Source organism: Micromonospora sp. DT62 (genome assembly GCF_049847285.1).
Lineage (GTDB): Bacteria > Actinomycetota > Actinomycetes > Mycobacteriales > Micromonosporaceae > Micromonospora > Micromonospora reichwaldensis.
The window spans coordinates 278,169-302,438 of sequence record NZ_JBNCOB010000001.1 but is presented as its reverse complement, the minus strand read 5'-3'; the positions used below and the strand labels follow the sequence as shown (position 1 = coordinate 302,438).

Sequence of the window (24,270 nt, the reverse complement as noted above, 5' to 3'; positions counted from 1 at the left end):
CCACCTCGCCCACGAGGGCCGGCGCCTCGCCCACCCGGGCCGCCGCCGCGACCTGCTCACCGCCCGCCGACGCAGCCCCCGCCACCGCCTCGCCGATGGTGATCAGGACGCCATGGACCTTAAAACCGCCGGCAAAGGTCCATGGCGTCCTGATCACCGAGCCGCGTGCCGCTCACCGAGCGGGGTGTGTCCGTTGGCGGGCCACCGGGGCCACCCCGGAGAGCACGTCACCCCGGGCCGGTGCGGTACGGCGTCCGTGGGCCGGTCAGCGGCGGCGGACGACGAAGGCGTCGGGCATCCGGAAGGTCAGGTTGTCCGGGCACCACGGCTCGCGGACGACGCTGACCCCGTCCAGCAGCGCGGCGGTCTCCGCGACCACCACCGCCGCCTCCATCCGGGCCAACTGGTCGCCGACGCAGCGGTGCGCGCCCGCCCCGAAGGCCAGGTGCCGGCGGGAGCCGCGTTGCCCGGGCCGTAACTCGTCCGGCGCGTCGACGGTGGCCGGGTCGCGGCCGGCGCGGGCCAACCAGAGCACGATGCTGGTGCCCGCCCGCACCGCCGTCCCGCCCAGCGTGGTGTCCACCGTCGCCACCCGTCGCCAGGTCACGATCGGCGGCTCCAGCCGCAGCCCCTCCTCGACGACGTCGGCGACCGCGACGGTGCCGTCGCGCAGGCCGGCCAGCACGGCTGGCTCGCCGGTCAGCCGGTGCAGCAGCAGGGTGAGGAACTGCGAGGTGGTCTCCTGACCGGCCACCAGCAGGAAGAACAGCGCGCCGACCACCACGTCGGGCGGGTGCCCGGCGGCCCGCAGCGACCCGGCCAGCCCGCCCCCGGTCGCGGCGAACTCCCGCAGCACCCGGTGGAAGCGGCCCACCTCGGCGGCGAGGGCCTGCTGCCGTTCGGCGTCCAGCGGCGCCCAGAACAGTTCCAGCGCGGCGCGGGCGAACTCCTTGACCGCGCTGACCGGCGCGTCCGGCAGCTCGACCAGCCGGGCCAGCACCAGCAGCGGCAGGTCGGCGGCGAGCCGGGCGTGCAGGTCCACCGCCCCGCCGGCGTCCAGGGTCGCGGCGATCCCGCGGACGCGCTCCCGGACCAGGTCGGTCAGCCAGGGCCGCTGCGCGGCGACCCGCGTCGGGTGCAGGGCGTCGGCGACGATCGCCCGGATCGCCGGGTGGCTGGCGCCGCCGTTGTTCGCCAGGGTGGGCGGCAGTCGGAACCGGTGCCCGGCCAGCACCCGCAGCGCGGCCACCGGGATCGGGGTCACCGCGTCCAGCGCGTTGTCCGGCCGGTACGTCGCCGGATCGGTGAGCACCTCACGGACCAGGGCGTGCCGGGTCACGACCAGGTGCGCGACCCCCACGTGGTCGCGTACCCGGGCCACGTCCGGCCAGTGCGCGTCGGCGGTCTGCGCCCAGCTCCGGAACAGCACGCCGACACGCTAGCGGCCCGCCCCCGGCAGCCCCGCCCGCAACTGCCACACCGTGGTGCGCTTCACCCGTACGCTCTCCAGCGTCTCGGGCACCGGCACGTCGTAGACGGCCAGCTCGTCGAAGCGCTCGTGGGGCAGGAAGGCCCGGCCGGGGTCGCCGACCAGCACCCGGGCCCCGGCGCGGGTGGCCCGGAGCAGGAAGCGCAGCACCCGGTTGGCCATCGCCTGGCTGTAGAACACGTCCCCGGCGAGCACCACCTCGGCCCCACCGGCGTCGCCGTCGAGGACGTCGCCGAGTTCGGCGTCGACGCGTACCCCGTTGGCCTCGGCGTTGACCGCGACGGCCGCGACGGCCAGCTCGTCGATCTCCACAGCGCGCACGGCGGCGGCGCCGGCCCGCGCGGCGGCGATGGCGACCAGGCCGGAGCCCGCGGCGAGGTCCAGCACCCGGCGGCCGGCGACCAGTTCCGGGTGGTCGGTGACGTACCGGGCCAGCGCCTGCCCGCCGGCCCAGGCGAAGGCCCAGAACGGCGGCGGCTGCGCGCTGCGGAACTCGCCCTCCGTCAGCTCCCACAGCCCGATGGCGTCGTCCGCCTGGTGCAGCCGCACCTCGGGAACGAAGGCGACCGGGCAGAGACTGGCGTGCAGGCGGACGAAGGCGGCGGAGAGGTCGGACACGCCAGCGATTGTCTCCCGCCGCCCGAACCCGCCGCCCGGCGCCACCCCGGATCGCCCCCGATCGGCGGCCCGTCGAGGGCCGCCCCGACCGGCCGCCGCAAGCCGGTCGCCGTCACGCGCTCGGCCCCGACCGGCCGCCGCAAGCCGGACATCGTCGCGCGTCGCCCTCCGGCCGGTCGCCGTCGCGCGGTCGTCGGGGCCGGGCGTGTCGCGGGGATGGGGTGACCGGTTCACCACCGTCGGTGAAATCGGCCCCCGCGCTTGGCGATCGGTGCGAACACGCCCGTCTACCGGCCGGGCGGCGGCGCTGGCAGCGTTGCGGGTTGGCGGCGAGCGACGGGAGGTGGGAACGGTGGCGACCGTGTGGCGGTACGCGCTACGGGCCGGGGTGGTACTCGGCTGCCTGACCGGGGCGGGTCTGCCCGCGCCCGCGCAGGCGGCCTTCGCCACCGAACTGAGCGGCCTGCCGGACGAGTTCACCGCCGGGGGCCGGGTGGAGACCGTCTCCGCCGTGGTCTCCCGTGACGACGGCGGCTGCGTCAAGGTCCGCTGGTCAATGGTGCTGCGGGTACGCGGGATGCGGCTCGACCAGGTCAGGATGGACCGGGTCGAGGAGACCGGCTCGTTCCCGCTGGACATCCGCGCCGACGGGGACGTGGCCCGGCTGACCGACCGCCGGCTCGACCCGGGCACGCTCTGCCCCGGGCGGACGGTCACCGCCCGCTACCGGTTGGCCTTCGCCGGGGACGTCACCCGGGGGCGGATCACCCTCGCGGCGGAGGCGTACGACGCGAACCTGCGGCTGCTGTCCCGGCAGACGGCGACGCGGTCGGTGATCGGGTCGACGGCCCGGACGGCCGCGCCCGAGGAGCCGGAGCCGCGCGCCACCACGGCGGAGACGACCGGACCGGCCGCGGAGACCGGGGGAGCGGCGGAGCCGGGGGCGGCGCCCGCCACCGACGAGCCGGTGACTGACGAGCCGGCGACCGACGAGCCGGTGGCCGCCGGGGCGCTGCCAGCGGCCGGCGCGGGGCGGCCGGTTTCGGGGGCCGGCGGTTTCGGGGCTGTGCAGGCCGCGTTCCTGCTCGGTGGACTGCTGCTCTCGCTCGGCCTCGGCCTGCTGCTGCGGCTGCGTCACCTGACCCGGGCGGCCGGCGCGGCCGACGACGTCGGGCCGGACCGGCGCCGGGAACGGCCCGTCGCGCCCGGACGGTGGCGGGCGGCGCGCCGCTGACCGAGGGCCACAGGTACGACCGTCCGGCGGAGTCACGGAGACGCGTGCCCAGCGGCGGTCCGCCCGGGTCGACGGCCGGAGGTGGTCCGTCGGGGCCGGCCGGCGCGCCGACCGGCCCCGACGGGCGGTCACTTCGAGAACGCCTGGAACTCGGCGACGCGCACCTGCGTACGCGCCGGGCTGGCCGTCGCGCAGTCGGTGGTGGTCGCCGGGTCGTCGTCCTGCTCACCGGCGTAGGCCGGGCCGCCGGTGCACTGGCTGGCCAGCACCTCCAACCGCAGGTGCGTGGCCAGCGTGGTCGGCACCGCGAACTCGCGCAGGTTGATGTCCGGCACGTACGCCCGGTACGCCCCGCCCGGGAACGCGTCGGGCACGCTGGTGTGGATCCGCCGCCAGTTCGCCGGATCCGCGCAGTCGGTCGTCTTCGCGTTGCACGCCGACACCGCGAACGAGCGCAGCGCGCTGAGCGCGTTCTGGCCGCCCGCGTCGGCGTCGCCGGCGATCGCCGGGCGCAGCATGGCGCTGACGTTCACCCGCTTCACGACCTGCGGCGCGTCCCCGGGCAGCGCCACGGTCACCTGCCGTCCGGCGACCCCGTCCAGGGAGGCCCAGTTGGTGGCCTCGGTGTCGTCGGCGATGCGGTCCAGGTTGACCCCGTCACCGGTGACCGTAGCGCCGGACGCCGTGGACGCCAGGTTCCGGCTCATCCGCAGGTCGACGTACCCCTCCTTGCCGGCCTTGGCGACCACGGTCAGCCGCTGGTGGCCGAAGCCGGGCGCGACGGCGAGCAGCTGGTGGGTGCCGGGCACCAGCTCGACGGTGTCCGGCAGGGCGGTGGCCGGGTCGGTGTCGGCCACCGGCACCGCCCGCGCCTCGTACGCCCCGACGTACACGCGGATCGGCGCGTCGGCGCTGTCGCCCTTCGGCCGCAGGGTGAGCACGGCGTTGTCGGCGCCCGGAGCGGCGAAGCTCGGCGTCGGGTCCGTGTCGGCGGCGCCGTTGGTGGCGGCGTCGCGGCCCATCCCGGAGCGGGCGAACTCCGCCCAGAGCAGGTCCTGGTTGGCGCCGCCGAAGCGCAACAGGTCGGCGGTGAGCATGTTGTCCCGCATGTCGAGCATGCTCACCTGGCTGGCGGCCTGGAGCAGGAACGAGTCGAAGACCAGCTGCGACCAGCGCCGGTTGCCCGGGCACTGCTCCACCGCCACCGTGCCGCGCGCGCAGTCGAGCTGCCGCTGCGGGGTGCCGACGCCGTAGCGCTTCATCAGCGCGGCGCGCACCCGGAAGTTGGTGGCGCTCCAGATCTCGCCGTCGGCGTGCACGGCGGGCCCGCCGGTGTTGTAGCCGACGTCGGAGTAGTTCAGCGGGCTGCGGCTGAAGTCGTGGTTGCGGATGCCGCTGACCAGGTTGCCGGTGACGTAGCCGCCGGTGACGTAGGGCGTCTCGCCGGGGGCGCGCAGCCCGTGCTGGAACAGGTACTCGGCGGCGAGCAGGTCGCTCCACGACTCGCCCATCGAGCCGCCCTGGTGCCCGCTGATGCCGCTGTCCGGGCCGGCGATCATGCGGTTGGTGATGGCGTGGGTGTACTCGTGCCCGATCACCGTCATGTCGTAGTCGCCGTCCACGCAGGGCGGGTACGGCCCGCCGGCCTGCGGCTGCCACAGGTACATGTTGGTGGTCGGCGGCAGGCCGTCGCGCGGCGTGCCCTGGTTGGCGTTGTTCCGGTTGCCGCTGAGCGCACCCTGCTGGGCGCGGCCCTGCTCGGCGTCGCCGCCCAGGCCCTGCGGGGTCAGGTTCACCGCCTGGAGGTTCCAGGTCGCCTCGGTGAAGCCCAGGTGCCAGGCCCAGTCGTGCATCCGGTTGTGCATGGCGAAGAGGTTGGCGATCGCGGCGTCGCCGTCGTTGCGCTGCGCCGAGGTGAACACCTCCGGGTTGCAGCGGGCCTGGTGCCACTGGTCGGTGAACGGGTACTCGTAGCGGCGCTCCGGGCTGGGCGTGGCCGGTACGGCCGGCGTGCCGCCGCCCCAGGACAGCACGGTGTTGGCGGAGTTGCCGCGGGCGGTGCCGGTCGGCGTGCCGGTGGCCGCGTCGACGTCCCAGGGCTGGCCGGTCGCCGGGTCGCGGAAGGTCGCCTGGCAGCCCGGCGCGGGGTCCCCGCACCAGCGCACCCGGGGGTCCTGCCCGGGGCCGAGGTCGCGCGGCGGGGTGGCCGGGAAGACCGCCCAGCTCGGGTTGTCCGAGTCGAAGTCGACGAGGTCCTCGCGGACCAGCACCTGCCCGGTGATCCCGTCGACGTAGCTGGTGAACGCCGCCGGGTGGTCGGTGTCGGCGCCGATCAGGGTCACCTCGTAGGCGGCCCGGGGCCCGTCGAGCGGGGTGGGCACGGCGACGGCGCGGACGCTGTGGCTGCGTACCGCCCCGGCGGTCAGGCCGGCGTCGGCGCGCGCCGCGGCGTACGCCTGCTCGTCGGTGAGGGTGGCCGGCGACGGCGCGGCGGTGTCCCGGGACAGCGAGGAGCTGACCGCGAGGACCTTGCCGCCGGCGACCGCGACGGTGACCAGGCCGTCGTGCCCGGCCGGCAGGCCGCCGAAGCGCTGCCGGAGGGTGACGACCGCGCCGGCGCCGACCGGGCGGACCAGCACCCGGTCCATCGCGTCGACCGCCGCGGCGTCCAGCCCGAAGAGGTCCTGGTGCCCGGTGAGGTACGCGCGGGCGGCCGCCTCCGGCTCGGCGGGCAGGCCGGTGGCGAGGGGCGCGCTGCCGGGGCCGAGCGCGTGCGGGGTGCCGAGCCGGTTCCAGCGGGCGTCCGGGTCGGCCCTGCGCGCCAGGCCCCGCTGCCGCGCGTCGGGGGCGGCGGTACCGGGGCGGTTGTCGACGTCGGCGTGCTGGTGCTGCCCCTCGGCGAACGGGCCGGAGCGCCGCTCGGCGGAGGCGCCGCCGGTGGGGGCGGCTGCGGTGGGTCCGGTGGGCAGCAGCGCGGCCGCCACCGCGGTCGCCGCCAGGACGGGGATGAGCCGGCGTCGACGCCGACTCATCCAGGGTGTCCACTCCGGTTGTGCCACGGGACCTCCTCGTGGGAGCGGGTGGCCGGCCCTCCGCCGGCCCGCGCAGCGCGGTAACGCATGCGCATCTGTGGATATCAGCCCGCCTGGGTGGGGACAAGGGTCGCGCCTACTCAAGGCGGCCCGGCGCGTCGCGGGAGTCCTCGCGGATGCCGGAACGGCGCCCCTCCCTGCGCTGCTTTCGACAAAAACGGTCCCTTGTACACGGACGTGACGGCTGTCACAGTCGAGGGAGGACCGCGACAGAGCGGAGGCCGGCCATGGCCCTCGACCCCACAGCGCCCGCCACCGCCGCCGGCTGGCGGGACAGCCGCCGGCCCTGGTGGCCGCTGGCGTTGCTCGTCCCGACGCTGCCGTTCGTCGGCTGGGCGACCTGGCGGGCCACCGGCGACGCCTGGGCCTGGTGGCTCACCCCGGCCGCCGTGTTCGTCCTGATCCCGGTGGTCGACCTGCTGGTCGGCGAGGACCGGCGCAACCCGCCCGACGAGGCGGTGCCCCGGCTGGCCGCCGACGGCTACTACCGCTGGCTGACCTACCTCTACCTGCCCGCCCAGTACGCCGGCCTGGTGCTCTGCTGCGTGGTCTGGGCCCGGGGCGACCTGACGGTGGCCGGGGCGGCCGGCCTGGTCGCCACGATGGGTGTGGTCGACGGCATCGCCATCAACACCGCCCACGAGCTGGGCCACAAGCGGGAGACGGTGGAGCGCTGGCTGTCCAAGGTGGCCCTCGCGCCGGCCGCGTACGGGCACTTCCACGTCGAGCACAACCGGGGCCACCACACCCGCGTCGCCACACCGGAGGACCCGGCCAGCGCCCGGCTGGGGGAGAGCTTCTGGGCGTTCTGGCCGCGTACCGTCTCAGGCAGCGTGCGCTCGGCGTGGCGGCTGGAGGCCGCCCGGTTCCGCCTCCGCGGCCGCAGCCCGTGGACGTGGCGCAACGACGTGCTCAACGCGTTCGCGATGACCCTCACGCTCTACGCGGCGCTGGCCGTCGCCCTCGGCCCGGGCGTACTGCCGTTCCTGGCGCTCCAGGCGGTGGTCGGGTTCTCCCTGCTCGAGGTGGTCAACTACCTGGAGCACTACGGGTTGGCGCGGCAGCGCACCCCCGCCGGGCGTTACGAGAAGGTCGACCCCCGGCACAGCTGGAACAGCGACCGCAGCGTGACCAACATCTTCCTCTTCCAGCTCCAGCGGCACAGCGACCACCACGCCAACCCGCTGCGCCGCTACCAGGCGCTGCGCACCTTCGAGTCCTCCCCGCAACTGCCCGCCGGCTACGCCACGATGGTGTTGGCCGCGCTGGTGCCGCCGGTGTGGCGGCGGCTGATGGACCACCGGGTGCTCGCCCACTACGGCGGGGACCTGACGCTGGCCAACGTCCACCCGCCGGCCCTGCGCCGGCTGCGGGAGCGCCGTCGACGTGGCCCGGCGGCCGCCTGACGGCCGGACTCGCGTCCCGGCCCGCCGCGCGACTCCCGCCCCCTCCGGTCGGGTCCCTCACGGCGCCCAGTCGGGGTCGCGGCCGAAGGCGGCGACGAGGCGGTCCTGCTCGTCCGCCCGCGCCGGCACGTCGACCTCCGACCGGACCAGCCGGCCCCGCTGGTAGTCGCCGATCCGCCGCGCGAACCACTGCGCGCACGCGGCGACCGCGTCGGCGTCCAGCTGGGGGTCCGCGCCGATCGCCACGGCGAGGTCCCAGCCGTGGATCAGGTGCTCCGCGGTCAGTTGGTGCAGGTACTCGTCGGCGGGGGTCTCGCCGGAGGAGAGCCCGACGGTGCGCTCCAGCGCCCCCGGGTGGGTGAAGGCCAGCTCGGCCTGCCCCGCCGCCTCCCGGGCCGCGCCGGCCGGGTCCGGGCCGAGCACGTCGCCGTCGTAGCGGTCGCCGACCTGCTCGATCGTCCGCCCCGCGAGCAGCGCGACGCTCCACCGGTCCTCGCCCACCACGTGGTTGACCAGCGTCCGGACGTCCCAGTCGGGACACGGGGTCGGGTCCGACCACTGGTCGGGGCCGACCTGCGCCACCCGGTCGGTGAACTCGGCCAGGCTGCGGCGGTACGTCTCCAGCGGGTCCATGCCGACGATTGTTCCGGCTGCCTCCGGGAGCCGAGCCGTTTTGCCGGCTTCGCGGGCGGACGGAGCGCCGGTCGTGCCCGGCCGGTCCTCGTCGGGACCCTGGCCGCCGGCGCGTCCACCACGGCGCTCACCCGCACCCCGCTGCCTGGACCCGCTGGGGCGGTGCCGGCTCAGTCCAGCTGCGCCGGGTCGAGTCCCAGCTCGCGGGCGGTGAGCAGGCGCACCCACTCGGCGAACTGCCGGCGGGAGATCACCCGGTCGTGCACCGCGAGCTGCACCGCCAGCCCGTCCATCACCGCGCTGATCCGCCACGCCGCCCCGGACGGGTCGGCGCACTCGAAGGTGCCGTCGCGGACCCCGTCCGAGATGACCGTCGCCAGGTCCTCGCGCCAGCGCAGGTCGAGCCGGCGGGAGAGCTTCTCCAATTCCGGGGTACGCAGCGACTCCGCCCAGCCGTCGATCCACATGGCCCAGGAGGTCGCCCGCCCCGCCGGCGTGTAGAGCCGGACGATCCGGCGGAGCTTGGTCAGGGGCGGGGCGCTGGAGCGCATCACCGCGTCCAGGCGGGCCAGATCCTGCTCCACCGCGTACGCGAACGCCTGCGCGAGCAGCCGGTCCTTCGTGGCGAAGTGGTAGAAGACCAGCGCCTGGCTCACCCCGGCGGCCTGTGCCACGTCGGCCGTGCGGGTGTTGGCCAGACCGCGTTCCACGATCACGTCACAGGCCGTGCGCAGCAGGGCATCCAGGCGGATTTCCGCCGCACGTCTCGTCACGCCGTTACCGTAGCCCATCCAACCGAACACGGGCAGTTACGGATCACGGTCTGTTTGGCCCGCCAGAGTCGGAAGCCGGACAGTTCCCGGGGTCGATCCCGGCCGTGGGCCGCCCCGGCTGCGGGCGGCGAGACGAGTCCGGCCCATCCTCCTAGGAAGCCTAGGCGGCGGGCGGGACGTCACCCTTCCGCCGCAGGTGGTGGCGCGCGCGTCCCACCCGACTCGCCGGGAGCCACCCCGATTTGGCAACGACTCGCCTGCTCGGCTAAAGTTCTCATCCGTCACCGGTTAACGCCGGAGACGTGCGGACGTAGCGCAGCTGGTAGCGCATCACCTTGCCAAGGTGAGGGTCGCGGGTTCGAATCCCGTCGTCCGCTCGGAGCTGCCGCCACGCACGACGGGGGCAACCTCGGTGGGGTGGCCGAGAGGCGAGGCAACGGCCTGCAAAGCCGTGTACGCGGGTTCAAATCCCGTCCCCACCTCGGTAACAAGCGAGGGCGATTGGCGCAGTGGGAGCGCGCTTCCTTGACACGGAAGAGGTCACTGGTTCAAACCCAGTATCGCCCACCAATACGAAGGCCCGTCACCGAATGGTGACGGGCCTTCGTCGTTTCCCGCCTGCGCCGAGCTCTCGTGACTGCGACCAACGCCGATGGCCGCGGCGGCGTGGACCGGCAGTCACCGGCGGCGGACCGGCGGGCCAGTTCGCCGAGGACGGGCGGTGCCTCGTGGCCTTGGCTCGAGATGGGCCGGGCGATGCCTCGCGCGTGTGCGTGTCGAGGTGAGTCGGCTACGACATCATCGTCCGGGCGATCACGGCGGCAAGCAGGTTCGGTGCGCACCACCTGCGACATCACCCGCCAGCGCTGGCAGGCGACTGCTTCGGCCAGGGGACGGGGGCGGCTCCGCGGAGGTGACCCGTGATGCCGATGCGGCGGCGCGACCGGACCGGGTCGCCGAACTGCTGACCGACGCGGGGCTGGACGTCCGCGTCGCGGTTGAGTCGTCTGTGACATCAGCTCGACAGCGTCGATATGGCAGCATGTCCCGCCGCCCGCCGCCCGCCGCCCGCCGCCCGCCGCCCGCCGTTCGTCTCGTCGGGCGCCGGGGCTGGTCGTACGGCTGGCGCACCGTCGACGTGCCGGCCACCCTGCTCCGGGTGACCGGCACGTCGACGGTGCGTTGCGCGACCGTTCAGCTCCGGCGGCCGCGTGGACCGGCGTCAGAGCGGCGGGGCGACGTCCCGGCGCTCCTCGACCCGCCGGTACTCGACCGGCTCGGTCGTGCTGACCACCTGGCGGCGACGTCCCCAGATGAGCGTGGTCATGATGAGGCCGAGCACGCCGGCGGCCATCAGGATCCACCCGACGACGTCGAGGTTGATGCCGCCGAGGCTCGCGTCGAGCGCGAAGGTGAGGATCGCGCCGAGCGCGATCAGGAAGATGCTGGTGCCGATACCCACGACAGCCTCCTTGGTCAGGGGATGTGGTGTGCTGTCGATGGACCCAGTACCCCATGGCTGACCAGCGCAATCATCGCCTGGCCGGCCGTCGGCGGGGCGGCGTGCCAGGCGATCTTGCCGTCGGGTAGAGTTTCCCCCGTCGCCGACGAACACCGGCGGCACGCGGACGTAGCGCAGCTGGTAGCGCATCACCTTGCCAAGGTGAGGGTCGCGGGTTCGAATCCCGTCGTCCGCTCGCGATCCGCCCCTCGTGATCCGGCCTGCCGGGTCGGGCGGTCACCCCCGGGCGATTGGCGCAGTGGGAGCGCGCTTCCTTGACACGGAAGAGGTCACTGGTTCAAACCCAGTATCGCCCACCACGTCTTCGGGCCGCCCCGCCCTCTCTGCGGGCAGGGACATCCCCCGCGGCAGACTGACCGGCGGGCGAACGGCACCGGTTTCCAGGGGCCCAGTGGCTTCACCATGAGCATGCGGAAGATCCATCCCGTCGGCGGTTTCTGCCGTGGGCAGATCCGCTGACCGTGAACACGGGACCAGGGCGCCGCCCGGAGCGGGCACAGTGGAGCACATGAGGCTGCTGGTGCTGGGCGGAACGGGATTCGTGGGCGGCGCGACGGTCGCCGAGGGCGTACGGCGGGGCTGGACGGTGACCGTGTTCAACCGGGGGCTGCACGGCGCGACGCCGGAGGGCGTACACCGGTTGCGGGGTGACCGGACCGCGCCCGGCGGCCTGGCGGCGCTCGCGGACGGCGAGTGGGACCTGGTGGTCGACACCTGGGACGGCGCGCCCCGCGCGGCGCGCGACGCCGCCCGCGCGCTGGTCGACCGGGTCGGCCGGTACGTCTACGTCTCCAGCGGATCCGTCTACGCGCGGCCCGTCGCGGCCGGGGTGGACGAGGACGCTCCGGTGGTGGACGCGGAGCCGGACGCCGACGAGGGCGGCTACCCGGCCAACAAGGCCGGCGCCGAGCGGGCCGTGCGGGAGACGTTCGGCGAGCGGGCGCTGATCGCCCGGGCCGGGCTGATCCTCGGGCCGGGGGAGGACATCGGCCGGCTGCCCTGGTGGCTGACGCGCATCGCGAAGGGCGGGGACGTGCTGGCGCCCGGCCCGGTCGACCTGCCGGTGCAGTACGTCGACGTGCGGGACCTGGCGGGCTGGATGCTGGACCTGGGCGCGGCGGGCCCGGGCGGAACGTTCAACGCGGTGAGCCGCCCAGGGCACGCGACGATGGGGGAGCTGCTCGACGCCTGCGTCGCGGCCACCGGCGCCGACGCCCGGCTGCGCTGGACCGACCCGGGGCCGATCCTGGCCGCCGGCGTGGAGCCGTGGAACGACCTGCCGATCTGGGTCCCGGCCGGGCACGAGTACCGCTGGGTGCAGGAGCGCGGCGTCGAGCGCGCGTACGCGTCCGGGCTGACCTGCCGCCCGGGGGCCGAGACGGTCGCCGACACCTGGGCTTGGCTGCGGGAGGTGGGCACCGTCCCGCCCCGGGCGGGCCGACCGCAGCGCGCCCCCGTCGGGCTCGACCCCGACCGGGAGGCGGCGCTGCTCTCCGCAGCGGGCGCCTGACCCGGTCGGACGGAATGTGCCGCCTCGACCTGCCGGTCAGGACCGGGTGACCGGCAGGTCGAGCACCTCGTCCACGTCGCGGCGCGGGGTCGGCCAGCCCGGCTGGCCGTAGCCGACGCGCAGCACCATCTGCGGCGTGCCGAACCGCCCCAGCGACAGCCGCAGCTGCTCGCGTGCCGACGGCACCTCGATCGGCTGGGACAGCATCGACGCCGCCAGCCCCGAGTCCGTAGCGGTCAGCAGTACCCGCTGCAACGCCTGCCCGGCGACGACCTGGTCGACGGCCGTGTTGCCGGGCGAGCCGAGCACCGCCACCAGCGGCTCGGGTTCGAAGTCCCGCCCGGGCGCCCGGTCGAGGCCGCCGAAGCCCCGCGACGGCAGCAGGTCCTGCGGCTCGCCCTGCGGGCCGCCGGACGTGGCCGGAATGCCGTCCGGGGCGGGCGTGGAGCGGACCCACTCCTGGCGTTCGGCCTGGTACTGCGGGCTCTGCTCCAGCACCCGGTGGGAACTGCGGGCGAGTTCGCCGAACGCGTTCACCGCGCTGACGCCGACCACCAGTTCCAGCCAGCACTGCTCGGCGCGGGCCGCCTCCGCGAGGCGCCAGCGGGCGTCGGCGGGCACCGCGTCGGGCCAGAACGGCGCGCGGTTGCTGAACCGGCGGGGGATGGCGGCGTGCAGGGCCTGCTCGGCGGGGGTGGGGCGGCGCGGCACGTCCGGCACCAGCCGGGCCACCACGTCCGGCTCGGCCGGGTAGGGGCGCAGCCGCACCGTCGCCGGGGTGCCGGCAACGGCCAGGGCGAGCCGCAGGTTGAACAGCGCCGCCCCGCAGGCGATCCGCACGCCCCAGCCGGTGGGGTCGGTGGCCGGCAGCCGCCGGTCCGGGTCGACCAGCACCTCGATGCCGCCGTCGCGCAGCCGGAACCGCCACGGCTGGGTGTTGTGCAGCGACGGCGCGCGTACGGCGTCGGTGGCGGCGGCCCGTAGCTGCTCGACGGTGAAGCCGGTGTCCATGGTCGTGCTCCTTCCGTGGCAGATCGTGCGCCGGCGGGTGGTACGTCTCCACCGTGCGTCACCGGGGCGTCGCCCGGGCAGGGCCGGACGTCCCGTCCCGTCGGGCCCGACCGGCCCCGTCACCGGTCAGGGACTTCGGCCCCGACCTGCACTGCCGCCGGCCGGGGACCTGTTGCCGGTTCGGGACCTTCGACCCGTGCGGGAAGCGGTGGGAAGCGGGTAGAAACGAGGGATGATCCGCGTGTTCCTGCTCGACGACCACGAGGTCGTCCGCCGTGGCCTGGCCGACCTGCTGGAAAGCAGCGGGGACATCGAGGTGGTCGGCGAGTCCGGCCTCGCCCAGGAGGCGGCCCGGCGTATCCCGGCGCTGCGGCCGGACGTGGCGATCCTCGACGCGCGGCTGCCCGACGGCAACGGCATCGACGTGTGCCGGGACGTCCGGGCGGTGGACTCCTCGATCAAGGGCCTGATCCTCACCTCGTACGAGGACGACGAGGCGCTCTTCGCGGCGATCATGGCCGGCGCGTCCGGCTACGTGCTGAAGCAGATCCGCGGCACCGACCTCGTCGACGCGGTGCGGCGGGTGGCGGCCGGGCAGTCGCTGCTCGACCCGGCGATCACCACCCGGGTGCTGGAGCGCATCCGCAGCGGCGTCGAGCAGCCGCGCGAGCTGAAGTCGCTCACCGAGCAGGAGCGGCGGATCCTGGAGTACGTGGCCGAGGGCCTCACCAACCGGGAGATCGCCGGGAAGATGTTCCTGGCCGAGAAGACCGTGAAGAACTACGTCTCCAGCGTGCTGGCCAAGCTGGGCCTGGAGCGCCGCACCCAGGCGGCCGTCCTCGCCACCCGCCTCCTCGGCAAGTCCCACTGACGCCTGCGGGCTCAGTCGCGCAGCGGCACCGACCAGCACACCTCGGTGCCCCGAGGCACCGCCCGGCGTACCACGAACTCGCCGTCGTGGCGCTCGGCGCGCTCGCGCAGGTTGACCAGGCCGCCCCGCGCGGCGGCCGGGTCGCAGCCCACCCCGTCGTCGGTGACAGTGACGGTCACCCGGCCGGCGTCGACCCGCACCGTCACCGCCACGCGGTCGGCCTGCGCGTGCCGTACGGCGTTGGAGAGCGCCTCCCGCAGCACGGCGGTGAGGTCGGGGCGGACCGCGTCGGGGACGGCGCTGTCGATGGGCCCGCTCAGCTCCAGGCGGGGCCGGTGGCCCAGCGCCTCGGCGGCCACCTCGATCGCCTCCCGGATCTCGGTGCGCAGCGCCGCGCTCATCGGGGTGCGCAGCTCGAAGATGGTACGGCGGATGTCCTTGATCGTGGCGTCCAGGTCGTCGACCGCCGCGTTGATCCGCCGGGCGACCTCCGGCTTCGTCGTCATCGGGGCGGCGCTCTGCAACTGCAGGCCGGTGGCGAAGAGGCGCTGGATGACCACGTCGTGCAGGTCGCGGGCGATGCGCTCGCGGTCCTCCAGGACCACCAGCAGCTCCCGTTCCTCCTGCCCGCGGGCCCGCTCCATGGCCAGCGCGGCCTGCCCGGCGAAGCTGCCCAGCAGGGCCATGTCGTCGTCGTTGGCGACGGGCGCCCGGTCGGCCCGGTGCGCGATCACCAGCACCCCGTGCAGGGTGTCGGCGGTGGCCAGCGGCGCGACCATCGCCGGGCCGGTGCGCAGCAGCGCCGGCCAGGGCGCGGCGTGGGCCAGGTCCGCCACCTGGTCGTGCCGGCCCTCGATGACGGCGGCGGCGAAGCTGGTCTCGGCCGCCGGCAGCGCGGTGCCCACCAGGGCGTCGGCCTGCTCGTCGGCCCCGTCGACCACCTCGACGGTGAACTTCTCGCCGTCGGGGTCGTAGAGCAGCACGAGGGCGACCTCCGCCTCGGCGACCTCGCGGGCGCGCCGCGCCACCAGCGTCAACGCGTCGGTGCGGCGGACCTCGCCCAGCAGCACGGTGGTGATCTCGGCGGTCGCCGCGAGCCAGCGTTCCCGGCGGTGGGCCAGCGCGTAGAGGCGGGCGTTCTCGATCGCCACGCCGGCGGCGGCGGCGAGCGCGACGACGATCTCCTCGTCGTCCTCGGTGAACTCCGCGCCGCCCTGCTTCTCGGCCAGATAGAGGTTGCCGAAGAGATGGTCGCGGATGCGCACGGGAACGCCGAGGAAGCTGTGCATCGGCGGGTGGTGCGGCGGGAACCCGTAGGACTTCGGGTGCCGGGTGATGTCGGGCATCCGCAGCGGGCGGGGGTCGTCGATGAGCAGGCCGAGCACGCCCCGTCCGTGGGGCAGGTCACCGATCCTGGCGTGCAGTTCCGCGTCGATGCCGTAGGTGATGAAGTCGTGCAGCAGGCGGTCGTGGCCGATCACGCCGAGCGCGCCGTAGCGGGCGCCGACCAGCTCGCAGGCCGACTCCACGATCCGTTGCAGGGTGCTGCGCAGGTCCAGGTCGGTGCCGATGCCGACCACCGCGTCGAGCAGGGCACGCAGCCGCTCCCGGCTGGTCACCACCTCGCCGACCCGGTCCAGCATCTCCTGGAGCAGCTCGTCGAGCCGTACCCGGGACAGCGGGCTGAGCCCCAGCGAGGGGGTCACGTGCGGTTCGGGGCGGGGACTCGGTTCGCTGGCGGCCACCGGGCTATGGTAGCCGCCCGGTGGCCGTGGTCCCGGCCGCGCTACGCGTCGGGGGAGCGGACCGCCGAGGTGTCGACCACCTGCGCGGCCTCCAGGCGCGGGGTGCGCGGCGGGCCCGCGTGCGCCGGGTCCGCGAGCCCCAGCCGGATCACGAGGTACGGGTAGCCGAGGCCGGCCAGCAGCCCGCGCAGCGTCTGCCGGGTGCCCGCGACCTCCACCACCCCGCTCAGCGGCACCACGGAGATCCCGAGCCGGGTCGCGGTCAGCCAGGCGGCCGAGAGCGCCTCGCCGGCGCGCAGCCAGCTGTCCGGCTCGTCCTCGTCGCCGTAGAGCAGCCCGTACACGGCGGCCCGGTCGTGCCCGGGACCGACCGGCAGGGTGCCGGGGCGGCCGAAGTCGCGCGCCGGCACGGTGGTCTGCGGCGCCTCCGCGGGCAGCACCTCCGGCGGCAGGCCGGTGCCGGTGCCGGCCCTGCTGGTCCAGTACTCCAACTCCTCGCGCAGCTGCGAGTCCTCCGCCTCGACCGAGGCGGCGCGGCTGGCGACAGCGGCCAGCTCCAGGACGTTGTCGCGGTCGAGGAACTGGAGCTGGCAGCCCTCGGCGGCGACCGCCGCGGCGATCTCCCCGAGCGCGGCGGTCGGCACCGGTTCCTCGCTGACCGGGCGCCGGTCGGTGTGCCGCACCTGCATGCACTGCACCAGGCGCATGGCCTCCGGGTCGGCCTCCGCGCGTGCCATCCCGGTCAGCCGGGCCAGCAGGTCCTCGTCGGTCGGGTCGGGCATCCGCTCCACGACGGCGGTCCAGCCCTCCGCGGTCAGCGCGACCCGCGCGTGGTGCAGCGCCGCCCCGCAGCTGTACGCCAGCAGGCGACCCTCCGGGTCGGTCGCCGTCAGCTTCGGATCGCGGACCACCCGCAGCTCCAGCGCGTCCGGCAGCACCCGCCACCGCCACGGTTGGCTGTTGTGCACCGACGGGGCATGCCCGGCCGTCGCGGCGGCCTCCGCGAGTGCGGTGGTCAGCGGACGCTCCGCCGCCGGTGTCTCGTGGCTCATGGTCACGACCTTTCCGTATTCTTCCCATCGTGCCCCAGCCCGACGGTGCCCCGGGCGGGGATGCCGCTCCATCCTGCGCCATCCCCTTTGCCGACGCACGGTACGCAGGTCCCCGCGTGGCAGGGCAGCTCGCCCCTGCCGGTTCGCGCGGAAGCCCTCCCTGGCGCGGTGGGCGCTGAGACGATCCGCAGGTGGGAACGGAACCGCGCGAGTGCGTGCCGGAGCAGCCGGTACGGCGGGACCGCTCGCGCCTGCTGCTCTGGGCGCCCCTGGCCGGGGTGCTGGTGCTGGTGCTGGCCGGGGCGGCGCTGTGGCTCGCCGGCCGCCGGGGCGCGGCCGAGGTGGTGTGGGCGTCCGCCACCGTGGCCGCCCTGGTGCCCGCCGCCTGGTCGGTGCTGCGGCAGCTGTGGCGCCGGCAGTTCGGGGTGGACGTGATCGCCGTGCTGGCCCTCGTCGGCGCGCTGATCGTGCGGGAGTACCTGGCCGGGGCGGTGATCGCGGTGATGCTGGCCACCGGGCGGGCGCTGGAGGCGTACGCCCAGGGGCGGGCGACCCGGGACCTGCGGTCGCTGCTCGCCCGCGCCCCCCGCACCGCCCGGCGGCGCGGCCCGGGCGGGGGCGTCGAGGAGGTGCCGCTGGACCGGGTGACGGCGGGAGACCGGCTGCTGGTCGGGCCGGGCGACGTGGTGCCGGTCGACGGGCAGGTCGACGAGCCGGTGACCCTCGACGAGTCGGTGGTGACGGGCGAGTCGCGGCTGGTGCGGCGCGCGGCCGGCGAGCAGGTCGCCAGCGGCGTGGTCAACGCCGGCGCCGGCTTCGGCATGCGCGCGACGCGCGACGCGGCGGGAAGCACGTACGCGGGGATCGTCCGGCTCGCCGAGGAGGCGACCGCCCACAAGGCGCCGATGGTGCGCCTCGCCGACCGGTACGCCGCCGCGTTCGTGCCGTTCACCCTGGTCCTGGCGGGGCTGGGCTGGCTGCTCTCCGGGGAGTTCGTCCGGGCGGTGGCCGTGCTGGTGGTCGCCACCCCGTGCCCGCTGCTGCTGGCCACCCCCATCGCGATCGTGTCCGGGCTGTCGCGTACCGCCCGGCGCGGGGTGCTGGTCCGCGACGGCGGTTCGCTGGAGCTGCTCGGCCGGGCCCGCACCCTGCTGGTCGACAAGACCGGCACACTGACGGCCGGCCGTCCCCGCGCCGCCGAGGTCGTGGCCGCCCCCGGTGGGGACCGCGACGACGTGCTGCGTCTCGCCGCCTCGGTCGAGCAGCTCTCCCCGCACGTGCTGGCCCGCGCGCTGGTGGCGCAGGCGCGCGAGCGGGGCCTGTCGCTGACCGAGCCGGCGGGGGTGACCGAGGAGCCGGGCCGGGGCGTACGCGGGTCGGTCGACGGGCGGCAGGTGCGGGTCGGCCAGCTCGACGGTGACCTGCCCGACTGGGCGGAAAGCGCCCGGTCCCGAGCCGAGCTGGCCGGCCGTTCGGTGGTCTGGGTCAGCGGCGAGCGGGACCCGCTCGGGGCGATCCTGCTGGAGGACCCGGTACGCCCCGACGCGCGCCGCACCGTGCGCCGGCTGCGCGAGGCGGGGCTGCGGCGCATCGTCATGGTCACCGGGGACCGGCCCGACGTCGCCGCGCAGGTGGCGGGGGTGGTGGGCGTGGACGACGTGGTGGCCCGGTGCGCGCCCGCGGAGAAGGCGACCCGCGTACGTGAGGAGGCGCGCCAGGCCGTCACCGTGATGGTCGGCGACGGGGTGAACGACGCCCCCGCCCTCGCCGAGGCGCACGTCGGCGTGGCCATGGGCGCCACCGGGGCGACCGCCTCGGCCGACGTCGCCGACGCGGTGCTCACCGTCGACCGGCTGGACCGGCTCGCCGACGCGGTGGAGATCGCCCGGTACGCCCGCAGGATCGCGGTGCAGAGCGCCAGCGTGGGGATGGGCCTCGCGGTGCTGGCGATGCTGGCCGCGTCCCTGGGCTGGCTCCCGCCGGTCGCCGGGGCGTTCCTCCAGGAGGGCATCGACGTGCTGGTGATCCTCAACGCGCTGCGCGCCCTCGGGGGCGGGCTACGCCGCCGCGACGTGCCGCCGGGCACCCGGGAGCTGCTCGACCGGTACGCGGCCGAACACGGCGGGATCCGCGACGTGCTCGCCGCGCTGGGAGACACCGCCGACCTGGTCGCCACCGCGCCGGACGCGCCGCAGTGCCTGCCGACGCTGCGCGAGACGCACCGCCGGCTGGTCGGGGAGGTGCTGCCGCACGAGGCGGCCGAGGAGCGCCAGCTCTATCCGGCGCTGGCCGACCCGCTGGGCAGCGCCGAGGCGACCTCGACGATGAGCCGCGCCCACGTGGAGATCCGGCGGCTGGTGGACCGCATCGGCGCCCACCTCGCGCAGGCCGGCGACGGCCCGCTGCGCCGGGACCAGCTCACCGACCTGCTCGCCGCACTCTACGGCCTGGCGGCCATCCTGCGGCTGCACCTCGCCCAGGAGGAGGAGGACTACTTCTCGCTCAGCCCGGCGGAACCGGCCGAGAGCCGGTGAGCGTGCCCGCCGGCCGGGGTGTGCCGACGGGTGGGAGTGGGAGGGCGCCCGGCCGTCGGACCGCGACAGCAGGGCGCCCTTACGCTCAGCGTTCCCGGACCACCGCCACCGGGCAGTGCGCGTGCTGGATGAGCTGCTGGCTGACCGAGCCGAGCAGCATCCCCTTCAGGCCGCCCCGGCCGCGGGTGCCGACCACCACCAGGCACGCGTTGCGGCTCGCATCCACCAGCAGGGACGCCGGCCGACCCTCCGCCACCTCGACGGTCACCGGTACGTCGGGAAACGTCGTGCTCCACCGCGCCACCGACTCGTCCAGCTCGGCCCGGTCGGCCGCCGCGGCCTCCCGCGCGTCGGGGCCCGACGGCGGACGCTGGCCGGTGGGCGGCTGCCAGGCCCGCACCACGTGCAGGGGCGCCCGCCGGGCCTCGGCCTGCTCGAACGCGAAGCCCAGCGCCAGCAGCGAAGACTCGGACCCGTCGACGCCGACCGCCACGTGCCCGGTGCGCCCACCGGCGGCCGACCCGCCGCGGATCACCACGACCGGGCAGCGCGCGTGGGCGGTGACGGCCACCGCGGTCGAGCCGACGAGCAGCCCGCCGAAGCCACCGTGTCCCCGGGTGCCCAGCACCAGCAGGTCCGCCTGCGCCGAGCGTTCCTGGAGCACCAGCGCGGGCGGCCCGTCGAACACGTCACCCGTGACGGTCAGTTCCGGGTGCGCGGCCGACGCGTCCGCCGCCGCCTTGCGGACCAGTTCCTCGACCTGCCGGCGGGCCGTCTCGTCCGGCCAGACGCCGGGAGCGACGCCGGGACCGATCCACCCGGCCACGGTGAGCCACTCGAAGACGTACGCCAACCGCACCGGCCGTCCGCTGCGGCCGGCCTCCTCCAGCGCCCACTCCAGCGCGGCGGAGGCGTCGGCGGAGCCGTCGTAGCCGACCAGGATCTCGTTGCCGCTCATCGGGTCCACCTCTCGTTCGCGACTGCGGGGCTCGCAAGCTCACTCCTCGCGCTCACTGGGCTTGCCTTTCGTTCGCGACTGCGGGGCTCGCAAGCTCACTCCTCGCGCTCACTGGTCCCCCCCCGGAGTCCCGGGTCCGTCTCGCGCACCCAGCGCCACTCCGCGACCCGGGGGTCGTCCTCGCCGTGTTCGCGGGTGTAGTCCCGGCAGGCCTGGCGCGCGTCGACCATCTCCTGCCGCAGGTGGGCGGCCCGGTCGGCCAGCCCCGGCACCCGGTCGATGACGTCGATGACCAGGTGGAAGCGGTCCAGGTCGTTGAGCATCACCATGTCGAACGGCGTGGTGGTGGTGCCCTCCTCCTTGTAGCCGCGTACGTGCAGGTTCTCGTGGTTGGTCCGCCGGTAGGTCAGCCGGTGGATGAGCCACGGATAGCCGTGGTACGCGAAGATGACCTGCCTGTCCCGCGTGAAGATCGTGTCGAACTCCTTGTCCGACAGCCCGTGCGGGTGCTCCGTCGGCGGTTGCAGGCGCATCAGGTCGACCACGTTGACGACCCGTACCTTCAGCTCCGGCAGGTGCCGGTGCAGCAGGTCCGCGGCGGCCAGCGTCTCCAGCGTCGGCACGTCCCCGGCGCAGGCGAGCACCACGTCCGGCTCGCTGCCGGCGTCCGTGCTGGCCCAGTCCCAGATCCCGATGCCGCGCCGGCAGTGCTGGACGGCCTCGTCCATCGACAGCCAGTTCGGGGCGGGCTGCTTGCCGGCCACCACCACGTTGATGTAGTGCCGGCTGCGCAGGCAGTGGTCCATCGTGGAGAGCAGGGTGTTGGCGTCCGGCGGCAGGTAGACGCGTACCACCTCGGCCTTCTTGTTCATCACGTGGTCGATGAAGCCCGGGTCCTGGTGGGAGAAGCCGTTGTGGTCCTGGCGCCACACGTGGCTGGAGAGCAGGTAGTTCAGCGAGGCCACCGGACTGCGCCACGGGATGCCCCGGGTCACCTTCAACCACTTGGCGTGCTGGTTGACCATGGAGTCGACGATGTGGATGAACGCCTCGTAGCTGGTGAAGATGCCGTGCCGGCCGGTCAGCAGGTAGCCCTCCAGCCAGCCCTGGCAGAGGTGCTCGGAGAGGACCTCCATCACCCGCCCGTCGGCGGAGAGGTGCTCGTCGCCGGGCACGGTGTCGGCCATCCAGGCCCGGCCGGTGACCTCGAACGCCGCGCCGAGCCGGTTCGAGGCCACCTCGTCCGGGCCGAAGAGGCGGAACGTCTGCGGGTTGGCGGTGATCACGTCGCGTACCCACGGGCCGAGGGTCCCGGTCGCGCCGGCCACGGTCTCGCCCGGCCGCTGCACGTCGACGCCGTACTCGCGGAAGTCCGGCAACGCCAGGTCACGCAGCACCATCCCGCCGTTGGTGACCGGGTTGGCGCTCATCCGCCGCTCGCCCCTCGGCGGCAGCGCGGCCAACTCGGCGACCGGTGCGCCGGTGGCGTCGAAGAGCTCCTCCGGCCGGTAGCTGCGCAGCCAGCGCTCCAGCGCGGCCAGGTGCTCCGGGTTCTTGCGCACCTCGGACAGCGGCACCTGGTGCGCGCGGTAGGTGCCCTCGACCTGCTTGCCGTCGACGTCCCGCGGACCGGTCCAGCCCTTCGGCGTACGCAGGACGATCATCGGCCAGCGGGGACGCTCGACGGCGCCGCCCGAGCGGGCCCGCCGCTGGATGGCGGCGATCTCGTCCAGCGCCCGGTCCAGCGTGCCGGCGAGCGCCTGGTGCACCGTCGCCGGGTCGTCGCCGGCGACCACGTACGGCTGGTAGCCGAAGCCGCGCATCATGGCGAGGAGGTCGTCCTCGCCGATCCGGTCCAGCACCGTCGGGTTGGCGATCTTGTAGCCGTTGAGGTGCAGGATGGGCAGCACCGCGCCGTCGCGGGCCGGGTTGAGGAAGACGTTGGAGAGCCAGCTTCCCGCCAGCGGGCCGGTCTCCGCCTCCCCGTCGCCGATGACGCAGGCCACCAGCAGATCCGGGTTGTCGAACGCCGCGCCGTAGGCGTGGCTGAGCGCGTACCCCAGCTCGCCGCCCTCGTGGATCGAACCCGGCACCTCCGCCGCCACATGGCTGGGGATGCCGCCGGGGAAGGAGAACTGACGGAACAGCCGCGCCATACCCGCCTCGTCGCGGCCGATGTGGTGGTACAGCTCGCTGTAGGTGCCCTCCAGCCAGGTGTTCGCGACGATTGCCGGACCACCGTGACCCGGGCCGGTGACGAACAGGGCGGACAGGTCACGGGCGACGATGACCCGGTTGAGGTGGGCGTAGAGCAGGTTCAGGCCGGGGCTGGTGCCCCAGTGCCCGAGCAGGCGCGGCTTGACGTGCTCGGGGGCCAGCGGCTCGCGCAGCAGCGCATTGTCCAGCAGGTAGATCTGCCCGACGGTCAGGTAGTTCGCCGCCCGCCAGTACGCGTCCAGCCGGCGCAGCTCGTCGTCGGTCAGGGGGCTGTGCAGGTCGAGAGCGGTGTCCATACTGCATGAGCCTCTCGCGGGTAGGGGAATCCTGCATCCTCGGAGCGCGGATTCGTCCGGGCCGGCCCCAGCATCGCCGGTCGACGCCGGTGTGGATCAGGGCCGTTGGTCCCGTGGGCGCTGGGCGTCGTGCCCGTCCCCCGGAATCCCCGTCAGCCCGCGCACGACGATCAGCGGCGCGGGGGAGTGATAGAGCAGCGCCTGACTCACCGCGCCGAGCATGCCCCGCCACGGCTCGTCGCCCCGGGCGGCGACCAGCACCACCTGCGCCGAACGGGACTGCTCCACCAGGACATTGCCGGGGTCGCCGCGGATCGTGTGGCACTCCACGGCCACCGACGGGAACCGGCGCGCCGACCGCGCCACCAACCCGACCAGCAGCTCGGCATCCTCCGCGCCCTGCTCCGGCTCGACGACGCGGACCGCCGACAGCCGCGCCTTCCGCCGGGCCGCGCACTCGAACGCCCACTCCAATGCGGCCTGCGAGCTGTCGGAGCCGTCCACCCCGACCAGCACCGGCCCCTGCGGGGGCGGCTCCCGGCGGACCACCAGCACCGGGCAGCCGGCGCGGGCGGCGACCTGCACCGTGGGCGTTTCCACCGACACGCACTCGCCGCTGGTCGCCATGCCGCCGTCCCCGACGGCGAGCAGAAACGCCGTCTCCGACCGGCGGACCAGGGTGTCGACGAGGGCACCTTCGACGATCTCGCCGCCCACCGGCAGCCCCGGCTCGACCTCGGCGGCGATCTCCGAGGCCCGGGACATCAGCTCCTCGGCGTCCGCGCGTGGCCCCGCGACCGACGGCGCTTGCAGCGCGGCCGTCCAGTTGAACGCGTGCAGCAGGCACAGCGGGCGGTTGTGCGCGGCGGCCTCCTGCGCGGCCAGCCTGACCACGGGCAGGTTGCGCTCCGTGCCGAGCCCGACCAGCACCGCCGCGTCGGTGGGTGCGGCCATCCGAATCACCTCCGCAGGCGTCGCGCCCGGCCCTCCTGTCGAGGCTAGTCGCGCCGGTAGCACGGTGGGGCGGGATCGCGGGCGACGGTGGGGTGGGGGTTCGGGCTGGGGTCTCCGGCGGGGTCGGGCGGTGCTCTTGGCGTGGGGTGGTTGCGGTGCGTCCGGTCTTTTGCGGTGCGTGGCGTGATTGGGGTGTGTCGGGTGGTGGGGGTGCGTCGGGTGGTTGTGGTGCGTCGTGGTGGGGTGTGGCCCGCCGTGCCCGGCTCCGGGCGGTCAGGCTTGATCCCTGCGCCCGGCCCCGCGCGGTGTCGTATAAACAACAAGCCCGGGATATTAAAATTAAGCGGCCGCCGAA

Annotated in this window: 17 protein-coding genes and 5 tRNA genes; 10 read left to right on the top strand and 12 right to left on the bottom strand. The window is 75.0% G+C overall.

Going from position 1 to position 24,270, the window contains the following annotated elements; genetic code table 11:
• Nucleotides 1-265 precede the first annotated feature (265 nt).
• Nucleotides 266-1,429 carry a cytochrome P450 gene (locus ACPXCB_RS01335; protein WP_425871391.1) on the bottom strand — a complete coding sequence of 388 codons (1,164 nt, stop codon included), beginning with the start codon at nt 1,427-1,429 and terminating at the stop codon, nt 266-268.
• 9 nt (nt 1,430-1,438) lie between these two features.
• Nucleotides 1,439-2,107: a class I SAM-dependent methyltransferase gene (locus ACPXCB_RS01330; protein ID WP_425871389.1), complete on the bottom strand. Its 669-nt coding sequence runs from the start codon at nt 2,105-2,107 to the stop codon at nt 1,439-1,441.
• Between the two features lie 352 nt (nt 2,108-2,459).
• On the opposite strand from ACPXCB_RS01330, the gene ACPXCB_RS01325 reads away from it, so the two are divergent.
• Nucleotides 2,460-3,341: a hypothetical protein gene (locus tag ACPXCB_RS01325; RefSeq protein ID WP_425871387.1), complete on the top strand. Its 882-nt coding sequence runs from the start codon at nt 2,460-2,462 to the stop codon at nt 3,339-3,341.
• 128 nt (nt 3,342-3,469) lie between these two features.
• On the opposite strand, the gene ACPXCB_RS01320 is transcribed toward ACPXCB_RS01325, so the two are convergent.
• On the bottom strand, nt 3,470-6,373 hold the full coding sequence (locus ACPXCB_RS01320; protein ID WP_425871385.1) for a M36 family metallopeptidase: 2,904 nt from the start codon (nt 6,371-6,373) through the stop codon (nt 3,470-3,472).
• Between the two features lie 287 nt (nt 6,374-6,660).
• Here ACPXCB_RS01320 and ACPXCB_RS01315 point away from each other — a divergent pair, with 287 nt between their 5' ends.
• Entirely contained in the window at nt 6,661-7,839 is a 1,179-nt protein-coding gene (locus tag ACPXCB_RS01315) for an alkane 1-monooxygenase (protein WP_425871383.1), read from the top strand.
• Nucleotides 7,840-7,896: 57 nt separating this feature from the next.
• Here ACPXCB_RS01315 and ACPXCB_RS01310 read toward each other — a convergent pair whose 3' ends face one another.
• Both ACPXCB_RS01310 and ACPXCB_RS01305 read right to left on the bottom strand, forming a co-directional pair.
• Nucleotides 7,897-8,472, bottom strand: a complete 576-nt coding sequence (locus tag ACPXCB_RS01310; protein ID WP_425871381.1) for a TIGR03086 family metal-binding protein — start codon at nt 8,470-8,472, stop codon at nt 7,897-7,899.
• Nucleotides 8,473-8,642: 170 nt separating this feature from the next.
• Nucleotides 8,643-9,245, bottom strand: a complete 603-nt coding sequence (locus tag ACPXCB_RS01305; RefSeq protein WP_132233198.1) for a TetR/AcrR family transcriptional regulator — start codon at nt 9,243-9,245, stop codon at nt 8,643-8,645.
• A 304-nt stretch (nt 9,246-9,549) separates the two neighbouring features.
• Here ACPXCB_RS01305 and ACPXCB_RS01300 point away from each other — a divergent pair.
• From ACPXCB_RS01300 to ACPXCB_RS01290, 3 genes are all read left to right on the top strand, one after another.
• Nucleotides 9,550-9,622, top strand: a tRNA-Gly gene (locus tag ACPXCB_RS01300).
• A gap of 34 nt (nt 9,623-9,656) precedes the next feature.
• Nucleotides 9,657-9,727: transfer RNA gene (locus ACPXCB_RS01295), tRNA-Cys, on the top strand.
• A 13-nt stretch (nt 9,728-9,740) separates the two neighbouring features.
• Nucleotides 9,741-9,815 (top strand) — tRNA-Val (locus tag ACPXCB_RS01290).
• A gap of 652 nt (nt 9,816-10,467) precedes the next feature.
• Here ACPXCB_RS01290 and ACPXCB_RS01285 read toward each other — a convergent pair.
• Nucleotides 10,468-10,707, bottom strand: coding sequence for a DUF6458 family protein (locus tag ACPXCB_RS01285; RefSeq protein WP_091620076.1), 240 nt, complete (start codon nt 10,705-10,707; stop codon nt 10,468-10,470).
• A 162-nt stretch (nt 10,708-10,869) separates the two neighbouring features.
• On the opposite strand from ACPXCB_RS01285, the gene ACPXCB_RS01280 reads away from it, so the two are divergent.
• The 3 genes from ACPXCB_RS01280 (at nt 10,870) to ACPXCB_RS01270 (ending at nt 12,277) form a co-directional block, all read left to right on the top strand.
• A tRNA-Gly gene (locus ACPXCB_RS01280) sits at nt 10,870-10,942 on the top strand.
• A gap of 49 nt (nt 10,943-10,991) precedes the next feature.
• Nucleotides 10,992-11,066, top strand: a tRNA-Val gene (locus ACPXCB_RS01275).
• A 209-nt stretch (nt 11,067-11,275) separates the two neighbouring features.
• Nucleotides 11,276-12,277, top strand: coding sequence for an NAD-dependent epimerase/dehydratase family protein (locus ACPXCB_RS01270; RefSeq protein WP_425871379.1), 1,002 nt, complete (start codon nt 11,276-11,278; stop codon nt 12,275-12,277).
• A 36-nt stretch (nt 12,278-12,313) separates the two neighbouring features.
• Here the strand turns inward: ACPXCB_RS01270 and ACPXCB_RS01265 are convergent, their stop codons facing one another.
• On the bottom strand, nt 12,314-13,288 hold the full coding sequence (locus ACPXCB_RS01265) for an Acg family FMN-binding oxidoreductase (RefSeq protein ID WP_425871377.1): 975 nt from the start codon (nt 13,286-13,288) through the stop codon (nt 12,314-12,316).
• Nucleotides 13,289-13,520: 232 nt separating this feature from the next.
• Here ACPXCB_RS01265 and ACPXCB_RS01260 point away from each other — a divergent pair, with 232 nt between their 5' ends.
• The gene (locus ACPXCB_RS01260; RefSeq protein ID WP_132233210.1) at nt 13,521-14,159 is read left to right on the top strand and encodes a response regulator; all 639 of its coding nucleotides are present in this window, start codon (nt 13,521-13,523) and stop codon (nt 14,157-14,159) included.
• An 11-nt stretch (nt 14,160-14,170) separates the two neighbouring features.
• Here ACPXCB_RS01260 and ACPXCB_RS01255 read toward each other — a convergent pair whose 3' ends face one another.
• Nucleotides 14,171-15,802, bottom strand: coding sequence for a GAF domain-containing protein (locus ACPXCB_RS01255; protein ID WP_425872111.1), 1,632 nt, complete (start codon nt 15,800-15,802; stop codon nt 14,171-14,173).
• Between the two features lie 143 nt (nt 15,803-15,945).
• Nucleotides 15,946-16,956 carry an Acg family FMN-binding oxidoreductase gene (locus tag ACPXCB_RS01250; RefSeq protein ID WP_425871375.1) on the bottom strand — a complete coding sequence of 337 codons (1,011 nt, stop codon included), beginning with the start codon at nt 16,954-16,956 and terminating at the stop codon, nt 15,946-15,948.
• A 191-nt stretch (nt 16,957-17,147) separates the two neighbouring features.
• Between ACPXCB_RS01250 and ACPXCB_RS01245 the strand changes: the two genes are divergently transcribed.
• Nucleotides 17,148-19,490 (top strand): heavy metal translocating P-type ATPase, encoded by a 2,343-nt coding sequence (locus ACPXCB_RS01245; protein WP_425871373.1) that lies wholly within the window; start codon nt 17,148-17,150, stop codon nt 19,488-19,490.
• A gap of 85 nt (nt 19,491-19,575) precedes the next feature.
• On the opposite strand, the gene ACPXCB_RS01240 is transcribed toward ACPXCB_RS01245, so the two are convergent.
• The 3 genes from ACPXCB_RS01240 to ACPXCB_RS01230 form a co-directional block, all read right to left on the bottom strand.
• On the bottom strand, nt 19,576-20,448 hold the full coding sequence (locus tag ACPXCB_RS01240; RefSeq protein WP_425871372.1) for a universal stress protein: 873 nt from the start codon (nt 20,446-20,448) through the stop codon (nt 19,576-19,578).
• A 95-nt stretch (nt 20,449-20,543) separates the two neighbouring features.
• Nucleotides 20,544-22,961 (bottom strand): phosphoketolase family protein, encoded by a 2,418-nt coding sequence (locus ACPXCB_RS01235; protein ID WP_425871370.1) that lies wholly within the window; start codon nt 22,959-22,961, stop codon nt 20,544-20,546.
• 96 nt (nt 22,962-23,057) lie between these two features.
• Entirely contained in the window at nt 23,058-23,915 is an 858-nt protein-coding gene (locus ACPXCB_RS01230) for a universal stress protein (protein WP_425871368.1), read from the bottom strand.
• Nucleotides 23,916-24,270: the final 355 nt, after the last annotated feature.